At 64.1% G+C, this 19876-nt stretch carries 16 protein-coding genes and 1 tRNA gene; 11 read left to right on the top strand and 6 right to left on the bottom strand.

Annotated features, from left to right (window positions below):
- Window positions 1–140 precede the first annotated feature (140 nt).
- Window positions 141–1682 carry a flotillin family protein gene (locus tag KIH78_RS08650; RefSeq protein WP_219132034.1) on the top strand — a complete coding sequence of 514 codons (1542 nt, stop codon included), beginning with the start codon at window positions 141–143 and terminating at the stop codon, window positions 1680–1682.
- On the opposite strand, the gene KIH78_RS08655 is transcribed toward KIH78_RS08650, so the two are convergent.
- The 3 genes from KIH78_RS08655 to KIH78_RS08665 all read right to left on the bottom strand — a co-directional run bounded on the left by KIH78_RS08655 (window position 1625) and on the right by KIH78_RS08665 (window position 4868).
- A complete protein-coding gene (locus tag KIH78_RS08655; RefSeq protein WP_219132035.1) occupies window positions 1625–2653 on the bottom strand; it encodes a Gfo/Idh/MocA family protein in 1029 nt (342 codons plus the stop codon). The genes KIH78_RS08650 and KIH78_RS08655 overlap by 58 nt on opposite strands.
- A 121-nt stretch (window positions 2654–2774) precedes the next feature.
- Window positions 2775–3662: a GRP family sugar transporter gene (locus KIH78_RS08660; RefSeq protein WP_219132036.1), complete on the bottom strand. Its 888-nt coding sequence runs from the start codon at window positions 3660–3662 to the stop codon at window positions 2775–2777.
- Between the two features lie 165 nt (window positions 3663–3827).
- Entirely contained in the window at window positions 3828–4868 is a 1041-nt protein-coding gene (locus KIH78_RS08665) for a GlxA family transcriptional regulator (RefSeq protein ID WP_219132037.1), read from the bottom strand.
- Window positions 4869–4981: 113 nt separating this feature from the next.
- On the opposite strand from KIH78_RS08665, the gene KIH78_RS08670 reads away from it, so the two are divergent.
- Window positions 4982–5731 carry a hypothetical protein gene (locus KIH78_RS08670; protein WP_219132038.1) on the top strand — a complete coding sequence of 250 codons (750 nt, stop codon included), beginning with the start codon at window positions 4982–4984 and terminating at the stop codon, window positions 5729–5731.
- A gap of 41 nt (window positions 5732–5772) precedes the next feature.
- On the opposite strand, the gene KIH78_RS08675 is transcribed toward KIH78_RS08670, so the two are convergent.
- Window positions 5773–5845, bottom strand: a tRNA-Arg gene (locus tag KIH78_RS08675).
- Window positions 5846–6318: 473 nt separating this feature from the next.
- On the opposite strand from KIH78_RS08675, the gene KIH78_RS08680 reads away from it, so the two are divergent.
- The 5 genes from KIH78_RS08680 to nrdG all read left to right on the top strand — a co-directional run bounded on the left by KIH78_RS08680 (window position 6319) and on the right by nrdG (window position 12549).
- Window positions 6319–7266 carry an endonuclease/exonuclease/phosphatase family protein gene (locus tag KIH78_RS08680; RefSeq protein WP_236034536.1) on the top strand — a complete coding sequence of 316 codons (948 nt, stop codon included), beginning with the start codon at window positions 6319–6321 and terminating at the stop codon, window positions 7264–7266.
- Between the two features lie 117 nt (window positions 7267–7383).
- Entirely contained in the window at window positions 7384–8649 is a 1266-nt protein-coding gene (gene xseA, locus KIH78_RS08685) for an exodeoxyribonuclease VII large subunit (protein WP_236034537.1), read from the top strand.
- A gap of 104 nt (window positions 8650–8753) precedes the next feature.
- The gene (locus KIH78_RS08690) at window positions 8754–9074 is read left to right on the top strand and encodes an exodeoxyribonuclease VII small subunit (protein ID WP_214315446.1); all 321 of its coding nucleotides are present in this window, start codon (window positions 8754–8756) and stop codon (window positions 9072–9074) included.
- Window positions 9075–9306: 232 nt separating this feature from the next.
- Window positions 9307–11700, top strand: a complete 2394-nt coding sequence (gene nrdD / locus KIH78_RS08695; RefSeq protein WP_214315444.1) for an anaerobic ribonucleoside-triphosphate reductase — start codon at window positions 9307–9309, stop codon at window positions 11698–11700.
- A 141-nt stretch (window positions 11701–11841) separates the two neighbouring features.
- Window positions 11842–12549 (top strand): anaerobic ribonucleoside-triphosphate reductase activating protein, encoded by a 708-nt coding sequence (nrdG, locus tag KIH78_RS08700; RefSeq protein ID WP_420830146.1) that lies wholly within the window; start codon window positions 11842–11844, stop codon window positions 12547–12549.
- 27 nt (window positions 12550–12576) lie between these two features.
- Here the strand turns inward: nrdG and KIH78_RS08705 are convergent, their stop codons facing one another.
- Both KIH78_RS08705 and KIH78_RS08710 read right to left on the bottom strand, forming a co-directional pair.
- Complete coding sequence (locus tag KIH78_RS08705) at window positions 12577–13626, bottom strand: LacI family DNA-binding transcriptional regulator (protein WP_214315442.1); 1050 nt, start codon at window positions 13624–13626, stop codon at window positions 12577–12579.
- 92 nt (window positions 13627–13718) lie between these two features.
- On the bottom strand, window positions 13719–15266 hold the full coding sequence (locus KIH78_RS08710; protein ID WP_219132040.1) for a glycoside hydrolase family 31 protein: 1548 nt from the start codon (window positions 15264–15266) through the stop codon (window positions 13719–13721).
- 380 nt (window positions 15267–15646) lie between these two features.
- On the opposite strand from KIH78_RS08710, the gene KIH78_RS08715 reads away from it, so the two are divergent.
- From KIH78_RS08715 to KIH78_RS08730, 4 genes are all read left to right on the top strand, one after another.
- Window positions 15647–16891 carry an ABC transporter substrate-binding protein gene (locus KIH78_RS08715; RefSeq protein WP_214315438.1) on the top strand — a complete coding sequence of 415 codons (1245 nt, stop codon included), beginning with the start codon at window positions 15647–15649 and terminating at the stop codon, window positions 16889–16891.
- A 187-nt stretch (window positions 16892–17078) separates the two neighbouring features.
- Window positions 17079–18065: a carbohydrate ABC transporter permease gene (locus KIH78_RS08720; RefSeq protein ID WP_236034533.1), complete on the top strand. Its 987-nt coding sequence runs from the start codon at window positions 17079–17081 to the stop codon at window positions 18063–18065.
- Between the two features lies 1 nt (window position 18066).
- Window positions 18067–18909 (top strand): carbohydrate ABC transporter permease, encoded by an 843-nt coding sequence (locus KIH78_RS08725; protein WP_219132041.1) that lies wholly within the window; start codon window positions 18067–18069, stop codon window positions 18907–18909.
- A gap of 215 nt (window positions 18910–19124) precedes the next feature.
- Window positions 19125–19700 (top strand): hypothetical protein, encoded by a 576-nt coding sequence (locus KIH78_RS08730; protein ID WP_219132042.1) that lies wholly within the window; start codon window positions 19125–19127, stop codon window positions 19698–19700.
- Window positions 19701–19876 lie beyond the last annotated feature (176 nt).

Below are 19876 nucleotides of genomic sequence, written 5' to 3' on the forward strand. Positions count from 1 at the left end.
ATCCCCCCGAACGGGTGCCGGAACGGTATCATCGTGACCTAAGGCCCGCCGTCCGCCGCATACGAGGCGATGGACGGCGACCGGCCGAAAGCCATCGCGGCAGCGGTGCCGCGGGACGATGAAGAAAGGGAGCCCCGTCCATGTTCGATCTGTTCAATCTCAGCCCGTTGTGGCTCATCATCCCCGTGGTGGTGATAGCCGTCATCCTGCTGGCCGTGGGCTGCTACACGGTGGCGCCCACCGACCGCGTGCTCGTCATCACCGGCCCGGGCGGCCGTCGTTTCGTCATCGGACGCGCCGCGATCATCATCCCGTTCCTCTACCGTCGTGACTGGCTGTCCCTCGGCGTGGTCCAGTCGGAGCTCCACACGGACACGCCCATCCCCACGAAGGACGCCATCCTCATCGACGTGAGCGCCGTCGCGAACTTCCAGATAGGCGTCGAGAAATTCACCGGACATGACGGCGTCGAGCGTGACCCGCTGGAGATCGCCGCACGCAACTATCTCAACCAGGACAAGAAGCGTATGATGGCCGACGTCACGCAGGTCCTGCTCGGCAAGATGCGCGAGGCCATCGGCAAGACCGAACTGCGCACGCTCATGGAGAACCGCGACGAGTTCTCCGAGACCGTGGCGAGTGCGGCCCGGGCCGACATGGAGGCCCTGGGCCTTGAGCTCGTCACGTTCAACGTGCAGGACTTCGCCGACGGTCAGGGCGTCATCCGCGACATGGGCGCCGACATGGCCGCCCAGATCAGCCGGGACGCGCAGCTCGCGCGCATCGCCGCCGACCAGCAGGTGGCCGAACGCCAGAACCAGCTCGACCTGAAGCAGGCGGAGCTCAAGACCACCGCCGACAACGCCAAGGCGAAGGCGGACATGGTCTACGAGATCACCAAGGCGGAACGCACCAAGGAACTCAACGTCGCGCAGCAGGACGCCGAGATCGCCGCCGAGGAGCGCCGCATCGAACTGGCCGACCGTCAGGCCGCCGTCAAGGAGAAGGAGCTCAACGCCACGGTGCGCAAGCAGGCCGAGGCCGACCGCTACGCCGCCGAGCAGAAGGCCGACGCCCAGCTGTACACCACGCAGAAGAACGCCGAGGCCGACCTGTACCGTCAGCGTCAGGAGGCCGAGGCCGTCAAGGCGACCGCCGACGCCGAGGCGCAGGCCACACGCGTCAAGGGCGAGGCCGAAGGCGCCGCCCTCAAGGCCAAGGGCGAGGGCGAGGCCGCCGGCATCGAGGCGCAGGGCCACGCGTACAACGCGATGAACAACCAGCTCATCATCGCCCAGCAGTACATCCAGATCATGCCGGAGATCGCACGGGCCATCGCCGAGCCGCTCGCGAAGGTCGATTCGATCACGATGTACGGCGACGGCAACACCACCAGGCTCGTCGGCGACACCACCAACGCGCTGAGCCAGATCAGCGAGGGGCTGTCGAACAGCATCGGCCTCGACCTGAAGACTCTCGTCAACGGCGCGCTGGGCGGGCACATGGCCGGCAAGGCGATGGCGGATGGGCTGAAGTCCGGCGGCTCCGTCGACGCCGAGACACGACGCGAAGGGCGGCCTCCCCGTGCGGGGAGGCCGCCCCTCGCGTTTCCGCCGCGCTCCGGTCAGATGGCGTACAGGGCCGGCTTCTCGTTGAGCTCGACCTTGATGCGTCCGCCGTGATGCAGGCTTTCAAGCGCCGCGTCCGCCGCTACGTTCGCCACGTAGCCGTCCCACGCGGTGGCCTCGACGCCGCCCGGCTGGCGGTCGGCCTCGATGTTGGCGAAGAACCGGTCGAACTCCCGGTCGTACGCCTCGGTGAAGCGGTCGAACCACGCGGACGAGATCGCATGGCTGATCTGCCCGGCGCGACGCACCTCCGGGGTGGCGACGTCCGGCAGGGAGATGATGCCGGATTCACCCACCAGACGGCACTGGATGTCGTAGCCGTACTGGCAGTTGACGTTCGCCTCCGCGGTGGCCAGCGCGCCGCCCGCGAACTCGACGACCGCGAGCTGCGGTTCGCGCAGGGACTCGCCGTTCGGGTTGAGCGAGTTCATCCTCGCGAACTTCATCTCGATGGCGGTGAAGTCGTCGTCGAACATGTAGTGGAGCATGTCGAAGTTGTGGATCAGCGTGTCGTTGATGACGTTGTCGGTCCCGTAGTAGCTGGTGGACGCCTGCGCGTTGTAGTGGCGCATGCCGGCCATGAGAAGCGTGCCGATGCCGCCGTCCGCGGTGAATTTCTTCATCGCGTCGTAGCCGGGGTCGAAACGCCAGTTGAAGCCCACCTGCACGGTGCGGCGTCCCTTGGTCACCTCGGCCTGGACGACCTTCCAGCTGTCGGCGCCGTCGATGGTCATCGGCTTCTCGGTGAAGGTCGGTTTGCCGGCGTCGATGGCCTGCAGCAGCGGCTCGAGATGGACGTCGTTGCGGCTGGCGATGACGACCGCGTCGACGTTCGGGTCGGCGATGAGCGCTTCGGCCGAATCGTAGATCGTCGCGTCGAGCCGGTTGTCGTCGATGGCCTTGCGCGCGTTCTCGACGACGGTGTCGTACACGCCGACGACCTGCGCGCCGGCGCAGCGTTCGGTGATGCGCCTGACGTGGTCGCGTCCCATGGCGCCGCAGCCGATGAATCCGACATTGATCATGGTGATACTTCCTTTCGTATCGGCTTCCGTATCGGGAAAACCTCGTTGTTCCGTGTGTTTCGTGTGTCGTTTCGTGTGTTTCCGATGCGTGATGCGGCGTACGTTCCGTACGTGCCGCACGTCATGCCTTCGTGATGCCGATGAGCACGCCGCCGATGGCCACGAGCACCATGCCGGCGATGACGAACGCCATCTCCTTGCGCGTCTTCTTCTCCTTGAGGATGAACAGGCCGCCGAGCGTGGCGAAGATGACGTTCATCTGGCTCAGCGTCCAGCCGACCGCGAGACCGTTGATCTGGTTCGACAGCAGCATGGTGAGGTTGGCGGTGGCGAACAGCACGCCGGTCGACATGTTCGCCCAGCTCTTCGTACCGAACACGCCGATCTGCGGGTCGGTGGACTGTCCGCCGGTGGTGATGAACGCGATGACGATGGTCGCCGCGAGCATGAACGCCGCCTGCGGGAACAGCAGGTCGAGCGCGTCGACCGAGAAGAACTTGCCGGCCGCCGCGTACGCCACGTACAGCAGGGAGGAGATGAACGTGATGATGACGCCGAGCACGATGTTCGACGGGCCGTCGCCACGCTCCTTCTTCTCCTGGTAGGCGGTGAACGCGACACCCACGATGATGAGCACCAGCGCGGCGACGCCCAGCACGATCTGTTCGGTGGTGGTCCACTCATGGAAGAAGAACGCGCCGAGCAGCGTCGTCATCGTCAGCTGCATGCCGGTGGACAGCGGCATGGCGCGTGCGACGCCCAGATAGTCGAAGCTCCTGATCTGGAGGATCTGGGCGATCGCCCAGGGGATGCCGTTGATGGCCGCCGCGGCGATCAGTGTCCATGACCAGCTGACCGGATGGACGAGGAGCACGACCACGCCGAACACGAACGTGGTGAGCGTCATGCCCATCTGCTTGTTGGCGGTGGTTCCGCCGACCTTCTGCATGACGACGCCTTGGAATCCCCATCCGAGCGCGGGGACGAGGCCGAGAAGAATAGGCCACATGGTTCTTACCTCCGTTGGTAAATCCACTGGTGGATTGCGTGACAACCGCTAGCCTATTCATGTGAACGTGAACATGGCGTCGCCCGGCCGGGTGGTTCGCGCCAACATACCGGACAATCGCGCCAACCATGACGTTCGGCCCGCCGGGTGGGCGTGCTTCGGCGGCTAGCGGCGATGGCGGCTGCGATACTCGCTCGGCGTCATCCCGAACGCGAGCGTGAACCGTTTGCGCAACGAGTCCGCATCGTGCAGACCCACCCGTGAGGCGATGGTGTACATCGGCAGGTCGGTGAGCTCCAGCAGTTCCTTCGCCGCCTTGAGCCGTTGCTCGAGTATCCATCGCTTCGGCGGCATGCCCATCGCCTCGGCGAAGCGGCGTTGGAACGTGCGCGGCGACATGTGCGCGGTCTGGGCGAGCGCGGGGAGCGACCACTCGTGGCCGAGATGCTCGCGCACCCGCCGTGCGAGCAGTGTGATTTCGTCCTGACGATGCGAGGCCATCGTGCCGGCGGGCGTCGTCCGGCGCCGTGAGTTCACCGATCTCGGATAGTGCAGAGCGAGCATCGTCGCCTCGTCCGCCGCTGCCGCCTCGCCGGCGTGCTCGCTCAGGATGGCCAGGCACAGGTCGAGGCATACCGACCCGCCCGCGCCGGTCCAGATGCGGCGGCGTCCGTCATGCGTGAGCACGCGGTCCTTGGCCACGAGGGCCTTGGGAAACTGCGCCTGCAGGTCCTCGACGAACGGCAGGTGCGTGGTGCAGTCGACTCCGTCGAGCAGCCCCATCCATCCGAGTGCGAAGACGCCGGTGCACATCGCGGCGATCTCGCAGCCCCGGTCGCGTTCGGCGTTGAGCCAGTCGCGTGCCATGAGCGCGTCATGGGGGTTCCGGCAGAACAGGGCGGCCTTGTCGTCGCCCGTGCGACGGTCCGCGGCGATGGCGAACGGGTCGGCGAACCCGGGCAGGATGATGAGGTCGGGATGCGTGCCGGCGCATCCGTCGCCGTGCACGCCGTCGCATCGCGCGATGTAGTCGGCGAGCGGTTCGGTCGCGATGGACATGCCGTGGTCCAGCGCCATCGAGGTGGACGGCGAGACGAAGTCGAGGACGATGGTGTTCTGCGGCCGCGAGCTGTCGTCGAAGATCTGGATGGTGGCGTTGAGATCGAACGACCACACCGGATGCAGGAGGAGGACCGCGATTCGCATACCCGACATCGTACATCGCACGCGCCGGAATCCGATGACTGTTTGTTCGGCGTCGCGAGATACAGTGACGGGCAAGGACGGTGGAGTCGACGTATGAGGGAGGTCGGTGACCCATGGCTGATGAAGATGTCGGGCGCGTCCATGGACCGTCATCCGGGCCTGGCACGGACGGCGCGGTTCCGGTTCCTCCGGACGATGCCGCGCCCACCATCGAATTCCCCGTCGTACGTCGCCGCCGGCGCGGGACGGCACGCATGCTCATCGCGGTCGTCGTCCTCGCGCTCATCGCGGCGGGACTCGCCATCGTGGACCAGCGTCGGGCGTACGACGTCTGCACGACGGCCGAGAACGAATGGACCGAAGCCGCGGTGGCGGCCGTCGCCGCCGGCGCGGAACGGGAGGATCCGCCCGCGGTCTGCCCGTCGAACGCGTTCGGGGCGGACCTGAGACGCTACGCGTCCCAGCTGGACGATGACGCGCAGGATCTGCGCATCCGCGCCGCCGAACTGAAGGCCAAGCGGGATGCCGAACAGAAGGCCCAGCGCAAGGCCGCACAGGATGACGGGACTGACGGCGACGCGCGGTCGGACGACGGTTCCGTGTCGGACGACCTGCAATCCGCGAAAAACACGTTGAAGGACACGCTCTCCGAAGCGCGGAAGACGCTGGACCGGCTTGACGGGTTGAGCGGGTCCCGGACCGTCTCCGCGATGCTTCAAGGTGCCTACCGGACCGCGAAGAACCTGTTCGACTCATCCGGCGTGAAGGACTCACGCTATTACAAGGCCGCCGCCGTCACCCTCCAGGAGGCCGTCGACGCCGCCAACCAGTGGATCGACAGCCAGGCCGCCAAGGCGAAGTAAGCGAAACCCCTTGGAACCGTTGCGCTCCAAGGGGTGAGACGTGCCCCGGATCAGATTCGAACTGACGACACCCGCTTTAGGAGAGCGGTGCTCTATCCCCTGAGCTACCGAGGCGACAGCGGTCCATTGTACACGGACTTCGGCCGGCCCCACGCGGGAATGTCGGGATGATGTGAGTCGTCGTCGTTCGTGGACGCGCGTCCGTCACCGGCACGGTAAGGTGACAGACGGCATAAGGAGGGGCGATGACGAAACGAGATCGAACGAACGTATACCGTTCCCGTACGCAGGCGCGGAATGCCGCGCGCGACGAGCTGCTCGCGCGTGCGACGTCGGAGGATGGCGACGCGTCGAAGTCCCATCGGCCGACGTCCGGCCGTTCGAAGACGACGGGGCGTGCCTCCGCCGGTCCGGCCGGCGCCTCCGGCCGGAGCCGCGCGTCCGCCCGTCGGACCGGTTCCTCTCGGAAGCCCGCGTCGCGTCCGCGGTCCGGCGGCGGGGGAGTGCGCGTCGAGTCCGGTCCTGCGCGGGGGAGATTCCGCAGGCGCGTGCTGGGCGCTTTGGCCGTGGCGTCGTCCGCCGCGGCGATGGTCGCGGTGCTGGCGAGGTCGCTGCCCTCCGACTTGCAGGCGCTGCCGTATGTGCCGGTGCTGGTCTCGGCGACGCCATGGTTCATCGTCGTCGCCGCGTTCGCGCTCGTGGCGGCGTTGGCGTCCAGGAGGTTCGTCGCGGCGCTTGTCGCCATGGCGGCCCTCGCGGTGAACGTGTGGTGGCAGTACCCGTTCTTCGCTTCGCGCGACGTTCTGCCGGAGCGTGCCGCTACGGCCGTGGCGCAGGCCCACGCCGACACGTCCGACGCGTATGCGCGCGTGATGACGTTCAACGTGTACAAGGGGCGTGCGGACGCCGAGGCGGTCGTGGAGACCGTGCGCGACCAGCGTGTCGAGGTGCTGGCGCTGCAGGAGACCACCGACGGGTTCGTCGAGGCGTTGCGCAAAGCCGGCATCGAGGACTATCTGCCGTATTCCCAGATCTCCAGCTCCGACGGCGTGTACGGCAACGGGCTGTGGTCCGCCGCCCCGCTGGAGGACCCTTCGGACGACGACGTGGATTCCAGCGCCTCGTTCATGCCCGGCGGCACGGTGGAGTTCGCCGGAAGCAAGCGTATCCGGTTCGTCTCCGTGCACACCACCGCCCCGGTGCCCGGCTATTGGCGGCAATGGAAGCGATCGTTGGACGAGCTGGCGATGATGCGCTCGAACACGGACGACACGTTCGTGTTCATGGGCGACTTCAACGCCACGACTGATCATGCGCCGTTCCGCGGCTTTCTCGGGGAGCGGTTCCGTGACGCCGCGATGATGTCCGGCCACGGCTTCACGTTCACCTGGCCGGCGGACCGCGGCCTGCTGCCCCGGTTCGCGGGCATCGACCATGTGGTGGTGGACCGGGGCGTCGCCGCCGGGCGGATGCAGGTGGTGAGGATCGCCGGTTCGGATCATGCGGCGCTGCTCGCCACGCTGGCCTTTTCGTGACGGCGTCCATGACGGTGCCGGTGACGACACGCCGGCGGTCATGGGAGACGGAAGGGAACCGGTAGATATCTACCGGTCCTTGGAGGCGTCACTATAGTGGTGCGCATGAGTTACGAAATGAACGCCACGGCGGGCGTCGCCGGCGGCCTCGACCGGCCGAGGCCGATGGACCAGCTGCCCAGGCTGGCCGCCGAGACCACGGCGGAGAACCCATGGCCGGTGAGCGTGCTGAGCCAGAAGTTCCACAATGCGGTGGTGAAATGGCCGGCCGCGTGGATCTGCGGCCAGATCACGGAGATCAACACGCGGCGTCCGGGGTCCGCGTACCTTACGGTGCGCGACGATTTCGAGGACGTGGCCATCTCCGTCTCCGGATGGCGTACGTTCGCCGCCGCCGCCGCGCAGTTCCGGCAGGGCGACCGCGTGGTCGTCCACGGGCGTGCCGACATCTGGGTCAAGCAGACGCGTCTGAGCTTCATCGGCGACGACATCCGCAAGATCGGCGCCGGAGGGCTCAAGGAACAGATCGACGAGCTGCGCAAACGGCTCAAGGGCGAGGGGTTGTTCGACGCGGACCGGAAGGTGCCGCTGCCCGAATTCCCCAAGTGCATCGGCCTCATCTGCGCGCCCCAGGCGCGCGCCGAGGGCGACGTGGTCACCAACGTGAACCTCCGATGGCCCGCCGTGCGGTTCAAGATCGTGCACGCGCATGTGCAGGGCGCGCAATGCCCGCCGGATATCATCGCGGCGATCCGCAAGCTCGACGAGGATCCGGACGTGGACGTGATCATCGTGGCCCGTGGAGGCGGCGCGTTCGAGGATCTGGTCGGATTCTCGGACGAGGGCGTCGTGCGCGCCGCCGCGGCCTGCGTCACGCCGATCGTCTCCGCCGTGGGGCATGAGGACGATTGGACGCTCATCGACCTCGCCGTCGACCTGAGGGCCTCCACGCCCACCGACGCCGCCAAGAAAGTGGTGCCGGACGTGCGCGAGCAATGGCAGCTGGTGGACAACGCCCTGCAGCGCATGCGCATGCGCATCTCCTCGCGCGTGGACAACGAGATCCGTCTCGTCGAGGGCTATGCGAACCGCCCGAGCCTGACGAGGCCGTTGACCATGCTGGAGCCGCACCAGCGGTTCCTCGACGATGCGCGGAACCGTCTCGACATCGGCCTGCGGCGCATCGTGGACGACGCCTCGCTCACCATCGAGAAGGCGCATGCCTCGCTCACCGCGTTGAGCCCCCAATCCACGCTGAACCGCGGATACGCCGTCGTCCAGGACGAGCAGGGGCACGTGATGGACGACGCCTCGCTGGTCCGGACCGGTGAAGAACTCACCCTGACCCTGAGGAAGGGCGTCGTCACCGCGACCGCGGACTGACCCGCCCGCTCCCGCCCCGTCCGACGGTCCGTCTTCGGATGGGGCGATGACTGCCACGGCGGACAGCCATACGACGAACATCCACATATGAAGGAGCAATGACCATGACCGACAAGACCGTGACCGCAACCGCCGACGACAAGGCCCGGAAGGCGGCACCGGCGTCCACGCTGACCGACGAGGAGCGCGAGGCCATCGCGCGCATGCCGTACGAGGAGGCCCGTGACAAGCTCATCCAGGCGGTCCAGGCGCTGGAGGCCGGAGGTCTCAACCTCGACCAGTCGATGCGGCAGTGGGAGATCGGCGAGGCGTTGGCGCGGCGCGCGCAGAGCCTGCTCAACGACGTGCGCACCCGTCTGGACGCCGCGCAGAACGCGCAGGCCGCCACCGCGGACATCGCCGGCACGCAGTCCAACCTCGGCTGACCGCGACACGCTGGCCGATGATTGTTACGTTAATCACACAGTCGTAGTTTGCGGCGGAATTCCGCCGAAGAACACTAGTCCTAGTGTTCTGCCGGCGTGGCGGGACTAGATATGGTGCCGGGGTTGTCGTACAGTATCTGAGGCCCACGGAAATCCGGGTGCGGGAACGTCGCCGGAGGAGCCGTGGGAACGGAGTTTTTGCAGCAAGGCCCAAGGCCGGTGAGGAGAAGAGATGGAGACCGAAGTGCTCGAAACCGCAACAGCCACCAGGACGTCCAGCCAGGTCCAGGTGGAGAAGCGTGACGGCCGTATCGTCGACTTCGACCCGATCAACATCATCTCCGCCGTCAAGGCCGCCTTCGGCGACCTCGACAAGCAGGTCGGACCGGAGGAGGAGAAGCTCATCCGCTCGTTCGCCGACCAGGTCGAGGGCGAGATCAAGGAACGCTACGCCGGCCCGGCCAAGATCGAGGACATTCAGAACCTCGTTGAGCATGCGCTCATCGACGCGCACCTGTACGACGTGGCCCGCGCCTACACCACCTACCGTCTCGACAAGGACATCGAGCGCGCGAAGGCCACCGACGTGAACGAGGCGGTGTCCCGTTTCATCAACCAGGACCCCACGCTCATCCACGAGAACGCCAACAAGGATGCCAACGTCTACGCCACCCAGCGCGACCTGCTGGCCGGCGCCGTCTCCAAGGCGGCTGCGTTCAACATGCTGCCGCCCGCCGTGTCCAACGCCCATATGAAGGGCGACATCCACTTCCACGACGCCGACTACTCGCCGTTCACCGCGCAGTCCAACTGCTCCCTGCCGAACTTCTGGGACATGCTCGCCAACGGCTTCACGCTCGGCAACGCGCCGATGGCCTCCCCGAAGTCCATCGCCATCGCCGCCACCCAGATCACCCAGATCATGAAGGACGTGGCCTCCAGCCAGTACGGCGGCCAGACCGCCAACCGCGCCGACGAGCATCTCGCCCGCTACGCGAAGCTCGACTACGAGAAGTTCCTCGAAGAGGCCCGCGAGATGATCCCCGACGACATGCCGATCGAGTTCGCGCGTCGCCAGGTCGCCAACGCGAAGGCCAACGAGCCGTCCAAGCTCCACTTCGAGAAGGGCCGCGAGCCGTTGCCGATGGACACACCGTTCCATGAGGACGTCGACGAGCTCGAGCAGGAGCGTGAGATCCTCGCGAAGATCCGCACCCGCAAGGCCATCTACGACGCCATGCAGACCATGGAGTACCAGATCAACTCCAACCGCGTCTCCAACGGCCAGACCCCGTTCGTCACCGTCGGCTTTGGTCTCGGCACCGACTGGTTCTCCCGTGAGATCCAGCGTGCCATCCTGCTCAACCGCATCCGCGGCCTCGGCAAGGAGCACCACACCGCCATCTTCCCGAAGCTCGTGTTCACCGTGCGCCACGGTGTGAACGCCGACCCCGGTGACCCCAACTACGACCTCAAGCAGCTGGCCCTTGAATCCGCCACCAAGCGCATGTACCCGGACGTCGTGTTCTACGAGAACATCGTCAAGATCACCGGCTCCTTCAAGGCCCCCATGGGCTGCCGCTCCTTCCTGCAGGGCTGGATCAACCCCGCCACTGGCAAGGACGAGGAGGACGGCCGCATGAACCTCGGCGTCGTCTCCGTCAACGTGCCGCGCATCGCGCTGGAATCCCACGGCGACAAGGAACGCTTCTGGAAGCTGTTCAACGAGCGCATGGAAGTGGCCCATCAGGCCCTGCAGTTCCGCATCATGCGCTGCAAGCAGGCCACCCCGGTCAACGCGCCCACCCTGTTCCGCTTCGGCGCCTTCGGCCGCCTCGGGGCCAACGACAACGTCGACACGCTGTTCAAGAACGAGCGCGCCACCGTGTCCCTCGGCTACATCGGTCTCGCGGAGACCACCGCCGTGTTCTACGGCAAGAACTGGATCCGCGACCACGGCTGGGATCCGGAGGGCAAGGAGTTCGCGCTGTCCATCGTCAAGCGCATGAGCGAGCTGTGCAAGCAGTGGAGCAAGGCGGAGGGCTACCACTACTCCGTGTACTCCACGCCGGCCGAATCCCTCACCGACCGCTTCAACCGCATGGACCGCGAGAAGTTCGGCCGCGTCGAAGGCGTCACCGACCACGACTTCTACACCAACTCGTTCCACTACCCGGTGTGGCTCCAGCCCACCCCGATGGAGAAGCTCAACTACGAGAAGGACTTCCCGTACTACGCCTCCGGCGGCTTCATCAACTACTGCGAGTACCCGTGCCTGCAGGACAACCCGAAGGCGCTTGAAGCCGTGTGGGACTACGCCTACAACGTGGGCATTGGCTACCTCGGCACCAACACGCCGATTGACCATTGCTTCGTGTGCGGCTTCCAGGGCGACTTCGAACCCACTGACGAGGGCTTCAAGTGCCCCGAGTGCGGCAACTCCGATCCGGACAAGTGCAACGTCACCAAGCGCACCTGCGGCTACCTCGGCAACCCGGTCCAGCGCCCCATGGTGCACGGACGTCACGAGGAGATCTCCCACCGCGTCAAGCACATGAGCGGTGAGACCGGCCACGTCACGCTCGACGACGGCTCCACCCGCGAATGGTTCGAGGAAGCCAAGTAGTGATTCAGCATGTCATCCCGTCGGCTGGAGATACGGCGACGGAATGAAGACTGAGGGTGGCCGTGCATCGCACGGCCACCCTCAATCCGTTGTGACGACGGAAGGCCCCTCCGACGGGCCGAGACGCAAATGAGGTGTGACATGGGTGAGATGATTCGCCGCGATTTCGCGCCCGAGGAGACCGGACGCGGGCCGTCCGTCCCCTCCGGAGGGCTCGCCAACGACCCGCGTGCCGGGCAGTGGGATGGACGGCGCATGTCCAAGCGCATGATCGCCGACTACAAGACCTTCGTCGTCACCGACGGCGAAGGCGTGCGCAATTCGCTGTACGTCTCCGGCTGCCCGTTCCACTGCGTCGACTGCTTCAACTCGTCGATCTGGGACTTCAAGGCCGGTCACGAGTACACGCAGCGGCTCGAGGACAAGATCATCGAGGACCTCAAGGCCCCGTGGGTGCAGGGCATCACGTTCCTCGGCGGCGAACCGTTCCTCAACACGCCCGTGCTGTTGCCGCTCGCCGAGCGCATCCGCAGCGAGTTCGGGAAGACCAAGGACATCTGGTCGTGGACCGGTTATACGTGGGAGGAACTCATGCGCCCGGGGGAGACGCCGGACAAGCTCGAGCTGTTGAAGCTCATCGACATCCTCGTCGACGGTCGGTACCTGAAGACCCAGAAGGACTCGCTCCTGCAGTTCCGTGGCTCGAAGAACCAGCGCATCATCGACGTGCCGAAATCCCTCGAGGCCGGCAAGCCCATCATCTGGGCCAAGCTCCACGACCAGGAGCGCGACATCCCCGAGATCTATCTCAAGGACCGCGAAGCCGGCGAAGGCGCCCAGGCCTCCTGAACGGCGCGTCGCCGGACAGCTCTCCGATCAGCGCTTGGTCCAGTCGACGGTGGTGGCGCGGCGCGTGATGCCCGCCGGCGCTATCAGTTCGCAGCGTGCATCACGATTGCGGTTGCCTTCGAGACGGTCGAACAGCAGGGTCGCGGCGTGTTCCGAGAGTTGCTCCGGTGTGGTGGATACGTTGGTGACCTGCCATTCGAACGATGCCGCGGCGTAGTCCGAACAGTACGACACTACGGAGACGTCCTGACCCGGAAGCACACCATGCCGGCGTAATGTACGCAGCAGCCATTCGGTCGGCTGGGGCTGACGGACGATGATGCCAAGACGGTCATCGGCGTGCAGCAGCAGCTGGTCGGAGGTCTTCTCGATGCCGGGCCATCCTTCACCGAGTCGTTGCACGATGGAGAAGCCGAGCCCGCGTTCGTCCGCGCGCTGGTGCGCGGTGGTGTAGAACTCATCGACGAAGTTGTATTCATGCGGGTCGGTGCCCAGTTGTGTACCGACCATCGTCACATGACGATGTCCGGTATCGGCGAGTTCATCCACTGCCAGCAGGGCGGCCTTGCGGGCGTCGGCGTCCACGCAGTCCAGCCCGCGCGCGTTGTTCGCACGGCCCACGAGCGTGACGGGTTGGCTGAGTTCGGCGGCGATTGGAATGCGGGGGTCCTCGCGGCTGACGTCCATGAGGATGAAGCCGTCGCAGATCGATTTGCCGGCCATGCGTTTCAGGGCGGCCACGCCGTCGTGCGTGGTGGTGAGGATGACGTCGTAGTCGTGTGCGCGTGCGCTGCGCACGATCGCGTCGATGTACGGTGTGGTCTCATTGGCGTCGATCGTCTCGCTCATCTCCACGAACAGCGCGATGATGTTGGTGCGGTTCGTCTTCAATGTGCGTGCGCCGGCGTTCGGTTGGTAGTTGAGCTTGCGCATCGCCTCCTCGACTCGCCGTCGCGTCGCCTCGGACACGGTGTTCTTGCCATTGATGACGAACGATACCGTGCTTTGGGATACGCCCGCCAGGGCGGCGACGTCCTTACTGGTCGGCGGTCGGGTTCCGGCGTATCTGGTGGTCATGGGATCCTCTTGCACTGGATTTCATTTGGCGGGATTGCGGTGGTGGGTATGGCCGCCATTCGATATTAGCCTCTTGCGGTCGACTCCCATCGTCAGCCTTCGCGGGCGAAGCGGGGGATTCTGTCGATCGGGCACGGTGTGTCGATGATGGTCGGTCCTGTGATGGTCCGTCCGTCATCCGAACGCCACCGTCCCTTGGGGATCGATACCTGTCGGGAGACCGCATGACGTTGGGTGCAGGGGGCGACGATGGTGTCGTCTCCCAGCAGGAACTGGTCGGTGACGGTATCCATATCGGGGAAGTGGTAGGCCATCGGACGGATGATCGGCTCGCCGGTTCGCGCCGCATGATCCGCTAGGCGCAGGATCGTCGGTAGATACGATTCGCGGATGGCCAGCGCTTTGCGTACTGCGTCGAGATGCCGCTCGTCCAGTACGCGGGAAGGCGCCGTGGAGAACTGCATCATCGGGGAAAGCGCTGCGATTTGCGCGTACCGGACGAAGAACTCCTGATCCACGTCCGAATGTTTGGCTCTGTTGACCTCGCCGCCGCCGATCATGTCGGGGCAGACGAACGGCTGGCCGATCATGCCCTGCGCCAGCATCTCCGGGACCAGCGAGCCGATGCCGTGCTCATCCCAGGAGGCGGGCTTGTCCTGAAGCCTTTGCGCGAGCGGTTGCCCGCCCATCTTCCAGCAGGCACGGAATTCGTTGAACGGATAGTGCACGCCGATGGCCGCCCATTGTTCGCACATGTCGTTGGCCGTCATCGGGGTGAATGGCAGGTCGTCGTCGTGGAAGTCGTACAGGTCGGCGCCGTCGAACTTGAAGCCGTCCACGCCGAGCTCGCACAGCGCGTCGAGCCGGCCGCGGATCCACTGCCTCGCCTCGGGGTTGCTCAGGTCAAGCACGGCGCTCAGCCCGTTCCACCAGCGACGGATGGCCGTGCGGCCGTGGCGGTCGCGCAGCATGAGTCCGCGTGCCTCGAGCTCGCGGAACACCGCGGAATCGGGGCTGACGAACGGCACCAGCCAGACGATGACGTCGAATCCTTTGCCGTGCAACTGGCGGAGCATCTCCTGTGGATTCGGGAACGCGGCCGGATCGAACGTCCAGGTTCCGTAGTCGGGGCTCCACTTGTCGTCGATCATCAGCACGCCCGGGGGCATGTCGGCGGCCAGCATCGCGTCGGCGTAGGCGAGCACGGCCTGCTGGGTCGGGCGGTAGGGCATTTCGATCCATGTGTTGTACTGCGGCTTGGTGAACATCGCCTTGGCGGGAGTCGCGCCGGAAGGTGGGAAATACCGCTCGCTCGCCGCGAGGAAGGCGTCTCGCAACGTGCCGTCGCCGTCGCCATGCACGGTGACGGCATGATCGGCCTGCACGGTTAGGTGCTTGCCTTCAAAGGAGAACGCGAACGGCTTGTCGCACCATATATGGCGGCCGCAGGTGGAGACCAGCAATGGCGCGCTCTGGTTCGACGCTTCCGGCAGCTGTCCATCCACGTGTTTCCAGGCGGCGAGGTCGCAGGAGAACGGCTGTGCGCCGAATGGCATGAGTCGGCCGTCCGCCGCGCGGCCTCCCCACCAGAGTTCATTGGGAAGAAGGTCGATTGTTGTGTATTGAGCCGTGTTGTTCATGGTGATCTTTCCTATGCGCAGTAAACATCTGACGCGGCTGCAGTGTCGCGTGTATCTAATACGTATTATTACGATGAAGACATCGATTTACAAATTCCGGCGTGGCGTGTTTCTCTTCAGATGAACCGGAGAGTGGTTGCTGGGTGCGGCCTGCTCTAAATAGCTCTATTTAAGGCCTTTATGGAATTGGCGCCATTGCGACACGCCGCTTTGCCGCCGCGGTCCCTTGGTGGCATACTGAAGTCACGTATTCACTAATACGTATTAACAAATCAAGACGGTGCACAATGGAGGGGCATAGTGGCCCAAGGTTCGAGCCGAGCTTGATCACAACGTTCTTGGCGATGCCAAAGCGGGTGTCGCAGGAAGGAAGAAACACCATGAAGTTCTCCAAGACCGTCATCGCGGCTGTAGCGGCAGCGGCGATGATCGTTCCTTTGGCCGCATGCGGTAGTGGAACAGCTGATTCCGGCAAAACCACCATCACCTACTTCTCGTGGAACAACGAGAATCAGGTCAAGCCCATCATCGAGGCCTTCGAGAAAGCCAACCCCGATATTAAGGTCGATCTGAGCACCGCACAGGGCGAAGCCGCTGATTACGCGCAGACGCTGACCACACGTGCCGCAGGAAACCAGCTGCCCGATGTGTTCCACATGTCCATCGAGACGCGCAACGAAGTGCTGGACGCCGGATTGGCCAAGGACTTGACTAATGAGTCGTTCATGGATTCCATTCCGGACACCAATAAGGACCTCTATACCCGTGACGGCAAGGTGTACGGCATGAGCCCCACCGCATGGGTCGGCGTCATTGTATATAACAAAGACCTGCTCAAGCAGGTGGGATACGATTCCGTGCCTGAGACGATCGATGAATTCTGCGAGTTGGGCAAGAAACTGCAGGCCGCGGGAATCACGCCGTACATGGACGATCCGACCGTCGTTTCCGGCTCGTTCCAGCCGATGCTTGGTGGCTACTACGCCAAGCAGGGCATCGATACCAGCGAATGGCCGGAAATGGGCGAGGGTGGAAGCTTCGAAAAGCAGTGGACCCCGATTATCAAGGAATGGCAGAAGCTCATCGAATCCGGCACCATGCCCAAGGAGGTCGTGGGCGTGAACAACGACCAGATCAAGCAGCAATTCATGACCGGCCAGCTAGCCATGTTCCGTTCCGGCCCGTGGGACTTCCCTGATCTGAACTCCTCCGGCGTCGACTACGCCACCGCCCCGTTCCCTGCGGTGGAAGGCGGCGAACCGTACGTGGGCGGTGGGCCGGACTCCCCGTTCGCCATCTCCTCGAAGATCGATGGCGATAAGCTCAAGGCTGCCGAGAAGTTCCTCGCCTTCATGAATTCTAAAGAGGGACTCAAACTCGAGGAAAAGAACATCGGTCAGATTTCCGTCTCCTCCGAATACGCCGCCGACGTGGCTCCGCAGCTGCAGGACATCTACGACGAGTACGTGACCACCGGCAAGTACTACTGGACCAACTGGTCCCAGAACGGCAACGTGATGGCCACGGAAATGACCTCCCAGTGGCAGCTGCTCATCCAGGGCAGTACGGACGCCGCTTCGGTGGCCAAGCACATGGACGAGACATGGAAGGCCAACGCCAAGTAACGCGATTGGTGTGAATGCGCAATCAAAGCGAATGCGCAAATCAGCGGCGACCGGTTCTCTGGGTGCTGGGGTTCCGCACTCCAGTGCCAGCCGCCGCTCCGGTCGGGGCGAATCTCCTGAGGATTCTCCTCTCCTTTGCGCCTCGAAAGTCGCCCCGACACACTCCTTATGGAAAGGCAATAAAGACATGACGGCACAAACATGCAACCCCGCAATGATGCGGCAGTCCGACAGCAGCGGCGACGCCAAGGTCGGTGGACGCGATGACGCCCGCAAGACGCCGTGGTACAAGACCCGCGGATTCGTTGAATCGGCATCGTCCACCGGATTCCTGATTCCCGTCCTCGCGGTGTTCGTCGTGCTGACGCTGATCCCCTTGATCCAGACGGTGTATTACTCCTTTACCGACTACACCGGATTCAACCCCGATGTGAATTTCGTCGGCTTCGACAACTACCGCAAGGTATTCACCGATCCCTCCCTGCTGGTGGGCCTGGGATTCACCATCCTGTTCGCGCTTTCCACCACGCTGATCACCACGATTATCGCCATTCCTCTGGCGGTGCTGCTCAACACGAAGTTCTACGGCCGCTCGTTCGCCCGCTCGCTGTTCTTCTTCTTGGGCGTCCCCTCGCTGATCGTGCTGGGTATGGTGTGGAGCTTCATCCTCTCCCCGCTCAAGACGGGCGCGCTCAATTCCGTGCTGGTGTCGATGGGACTGGATTCCGTACCGTGGCTGGCCAATGAGACCCTGGCTCGTGGCTGTGTGATCTTCGTGGCCATCTGGGCTGCCGTGGGTTGGCATGCCACGCTGTATCTGGCGTATCTGCAGGCGATTCCCGCAGACCTTTACGAGCAGGCCGCCGTCGACGGTGCCAGCGGATTGCAGAAGTTCATCCACATCACGCTGCCGCAGCTCATTCCCGGAATCGTGGTCTCCACGTTCCTGCTCATCACCAATGGCCTGAAGGTGTATGACCTGCCCTTCGGCATGACCAAGGGCGGCCCCGGATATTCCACCAACACCATCACCCAGGCGATTATCGTCCATGGTATTTCGCAGTCGCAGTACGGTCTCGGTTCGGCGCTGGCGGTGCTGTTCACGCTGGCATGTCTGATCGTGGTTCTTGGGCAGACGGCTCTCACCAGCGCCATCTCTAGGAGGTTCGCGTAATATGAACAAGCTCAAGCCAAGCACCAGGGCGAAGATCGGCGTGTGGGTGCGCACGATTCTCATCAACGCCATGGCAATCATCATGGCGCTCCCGCTGTACTACATCATCGTCAACTCGTTCAAGACCTCCATCGACATGGCGAAGTCTCCGTTCGGATTGCCTGAGACATGGTCCATCCAGAACTACATCGACACTTTCGCCAACCTACCGATCGCCCGAAGCTTCCTGAATTCGCTGATCGTCACGGTCGTGGCGGTGTTCCTTCAGCTGTTCATCGGTTCCCTGGCCGCATACGGCATGATCCTGCGTAAAAGTTGGTTCACCGCCGGAGTCGGCGCCGTGCTGATGATAGCCTTCTGCATCCCGTTGCAGGCCACGCTGATCCCGCTGTATCGCATGGAAGCCAACGTCCATCTTGTCAACACATTATGGGGTCTGATCGCGCTGTACCTGGTCAACTCGATTTTCTGTTACTTCCTGATCGTCGGATACATGCGCAAGCTGCCGATGGAGGTGCTGGAAGCGGCGCGCATCGACGGCGCTGGTCCGTTCAGGATCTATTGCACGATCGTCCTTCCGATGATCACGCCGATTCTGGCGACCGTGGTCGTGTTCCAGACACTGTCCACGTGGAACGACTTCCTGCAGCCGAATGTGTTCTTGTCCTCCACGGACAATCGCACGATTATCCTGCAGGTGTTCAACTCCATGAGCCAGTTCACGACCAACTGGCCGGCGTTCATGGCCATCACGGTAATCGCGCTGGTTCCGGTGTTCGTCTTCTTCATCTTCTGCCAGAAGTGGATCGTCTCCGGACTGGTTGCCGGATCGGTGAAGGGGTGATTCGGGAGGTGGGATTGGCCCTTGCGGTTTTCCGGAACCATCCTGCGCATGATTGGTTCCATTTCTGAGCAGTGCCTTTCCGGTGTGTGCCGTCCGGCGGTGTCGACGGTGCTACCGGAAAGGCGGCTTTGCGTTCAAGGAGGTGAAGCTATGTCCCAGCAATCACTCATCATCAGCGGCGTCCCCTGGTTCGATGACCATGGCCGGAAGGCACGATGACCTGCAATTCGCAGACGCTGTACGTGCTGCCGGTGCACACCGGGCATGGCGAGATCGCGATGTACATGGGGGACCGCTGGTCGTTCCCACATCAGGCCTCCGCCGCCACCTATGTCTGGCAACAGTTGTCCGTGAATCAGGGTCGGCTGCGGTTGGCGGAATACTGGCCGGCATGGTCGCCGGTCTCGGGTAAGGAGGAACCGTTCGAGGGACGGCGCATCGACGTCGGGTTCCGATCGGACAGGGCCGGCGAATCGGTCACCATTCCGTTCCACGGCTCGCGGGTGGCGTTGACCGGACGTGCCGACCAGTGGGGGTCGTATGCGAGGGTCGGTATTCGCAGAGCCGGGATGGGCGGGGAGTCCGCGATGGTGGTGAATCCCATCTTCGTGAGCTGGTACGCCAAATCGCCGGATTCCGGTTACCGGTACGTCTCGCCGGAACTGCCCGAGGACGACTACATCGTATCCATCACCGTGACCGGCGAAATGCCGGGCTGGACCGACAAAACCGGCCAGCGCTTCGGCTCGGTCGGCTCCTTCGTCGCCGTCGATCATCTGCTGGTCATGTGATCCGAACACGAACCCCTATCCCGACAGGACATGCGGAAGCGTTGCGTTTACCGCTTCCCCTGTTAGATGAATCACTCTCGCGCCCCGCGTGACCCGCCTTCCTTGGGCAGGGCTTCGGACTACAGTATGGGTTTTGAGTGGCCGGGCCATACGCGATTTACTTGCGACTCGCAAGA

The sequence above is a fragment of the Bifidobacterium saguinibicoloris genome, from assembly GCF_019331725.1.
Lineage (GTDB): Bacteria > Actinomycetota > Actinomycetes > Actinomycetales > Bifidobacteriaceae > Bifidobacterium > Bifidobacterium saguinibicoloris.

Bases quoted from the DNA above. Each gene is read 5' to 3' on its own strand.
- KIH78_RS08650 (WP_219132034.1), top strand. From the start codon at position 141: ATGTTCGATCTGTTCAATCTCAGCCCGTTGTGGCTCATCATCCCCGTG.
- KIH78_RS08655 (WP_219132035.1), bottom strand. From the start codon at position 2,653: ATGATCAATGTCGGATTCATCGGCTGCGGCGCCATGGGACGCGACCAC.
- KIH78_RS08660 (WP_219132036.1), bottom strand. From the start codon at position 3,662: ATGTGGCCTATTCTTCTCGGCCTCGTCCCCGCGCTCGGATGGGGATTC.
- KIH78_RS08665 (WP_219132037.1), bottom strand. From the start codon at position 4,868: ATGCGAATCGCGGTCCTCCTCCTGCATCCGGTGTGGTCGTTCGATCTC.
- KIH78_RS08670 (WP_219132038.1), top strand. From the start codon at position 4,982: ATGGCTGATGAAGATGTCGGGCGCGTCCATGGACCGTCATCCGGGCCT.
- KIH78_RS08680 (WP_236034536.1), top strand. From the start codon at position 6,319: ATGGTCGCGGTGCTGGCGAGGTCGCTGCCCTCCGACTTGCAGGCGCTG.
- xseA (WP_236034537.1), top strand. From the start codon at position 7,384: ATGAACGCCACGGCGGGCGTCGCCGGCGGCCTCGACCGGCCGAGGCCG.
- KIH78_RS08690 (WP_214315446.1), top strand. From the start codon at position 8,754: ATGACCGACAAGACCGTGACCGCAACCGCCGACGACAAGGCCCGGAAG.
- nrdD (WP_214315444.1), top strand. From the start codon at position 9,307: ATGGAGACCGAAGTGCTCGAAACCGCAACAGCCACCAGGACGTCCAGC.
- nrdG (WP_420830146.1), top strand. From the start codon at position 11,842: ATGGGTGAGATGATTCGCCGCGATTTCGCGCCCGAGGAGACCGGACGC.
- KIH78_RS08705 (WP_214315442.1), bottom strand. From the start codon at position 13,626: ATGACCACCAGATACGCCGGAACCCGACCGCCGACCAGTAAGGACGTC.
- KIH78_RS08710 (WP_219132040.1), bottom strand. From the start codon at position 15,266: ATGAACAACACGGCTCAATACACAACAATCGACCTTCTTCCCAATGAA.
- KIH78_RS08715 (WP_214315438.1), top strand. From the start codon at position 15,647: ATGAAGTTCTCCAAGACCGTCATCGCGGCTGTAGCGGCAGCGGCGATG.
- KIH78_RS08720 (WP_236034533.1), top strand. From the start codon at position 17,079: ATGACGGCACAAACATGCAACCCCGCAATGATGCGGCAGTCCGACAGC.
- KIH78_RS08725 (WP_219132041.1), top strand. From the start codon at position 18,067: ATGAACAAGCTCAAGCCAAGCACCAGGGCGAAGATCGGCGTGTGGGTG.
- KIH78_RS08730 (WP_219132042.1), top strand. From the start codon at position 19,125: ATGACCTGCAATTCGCAGACGCTGTACGTGCTGCCGGTGCACACCGGG.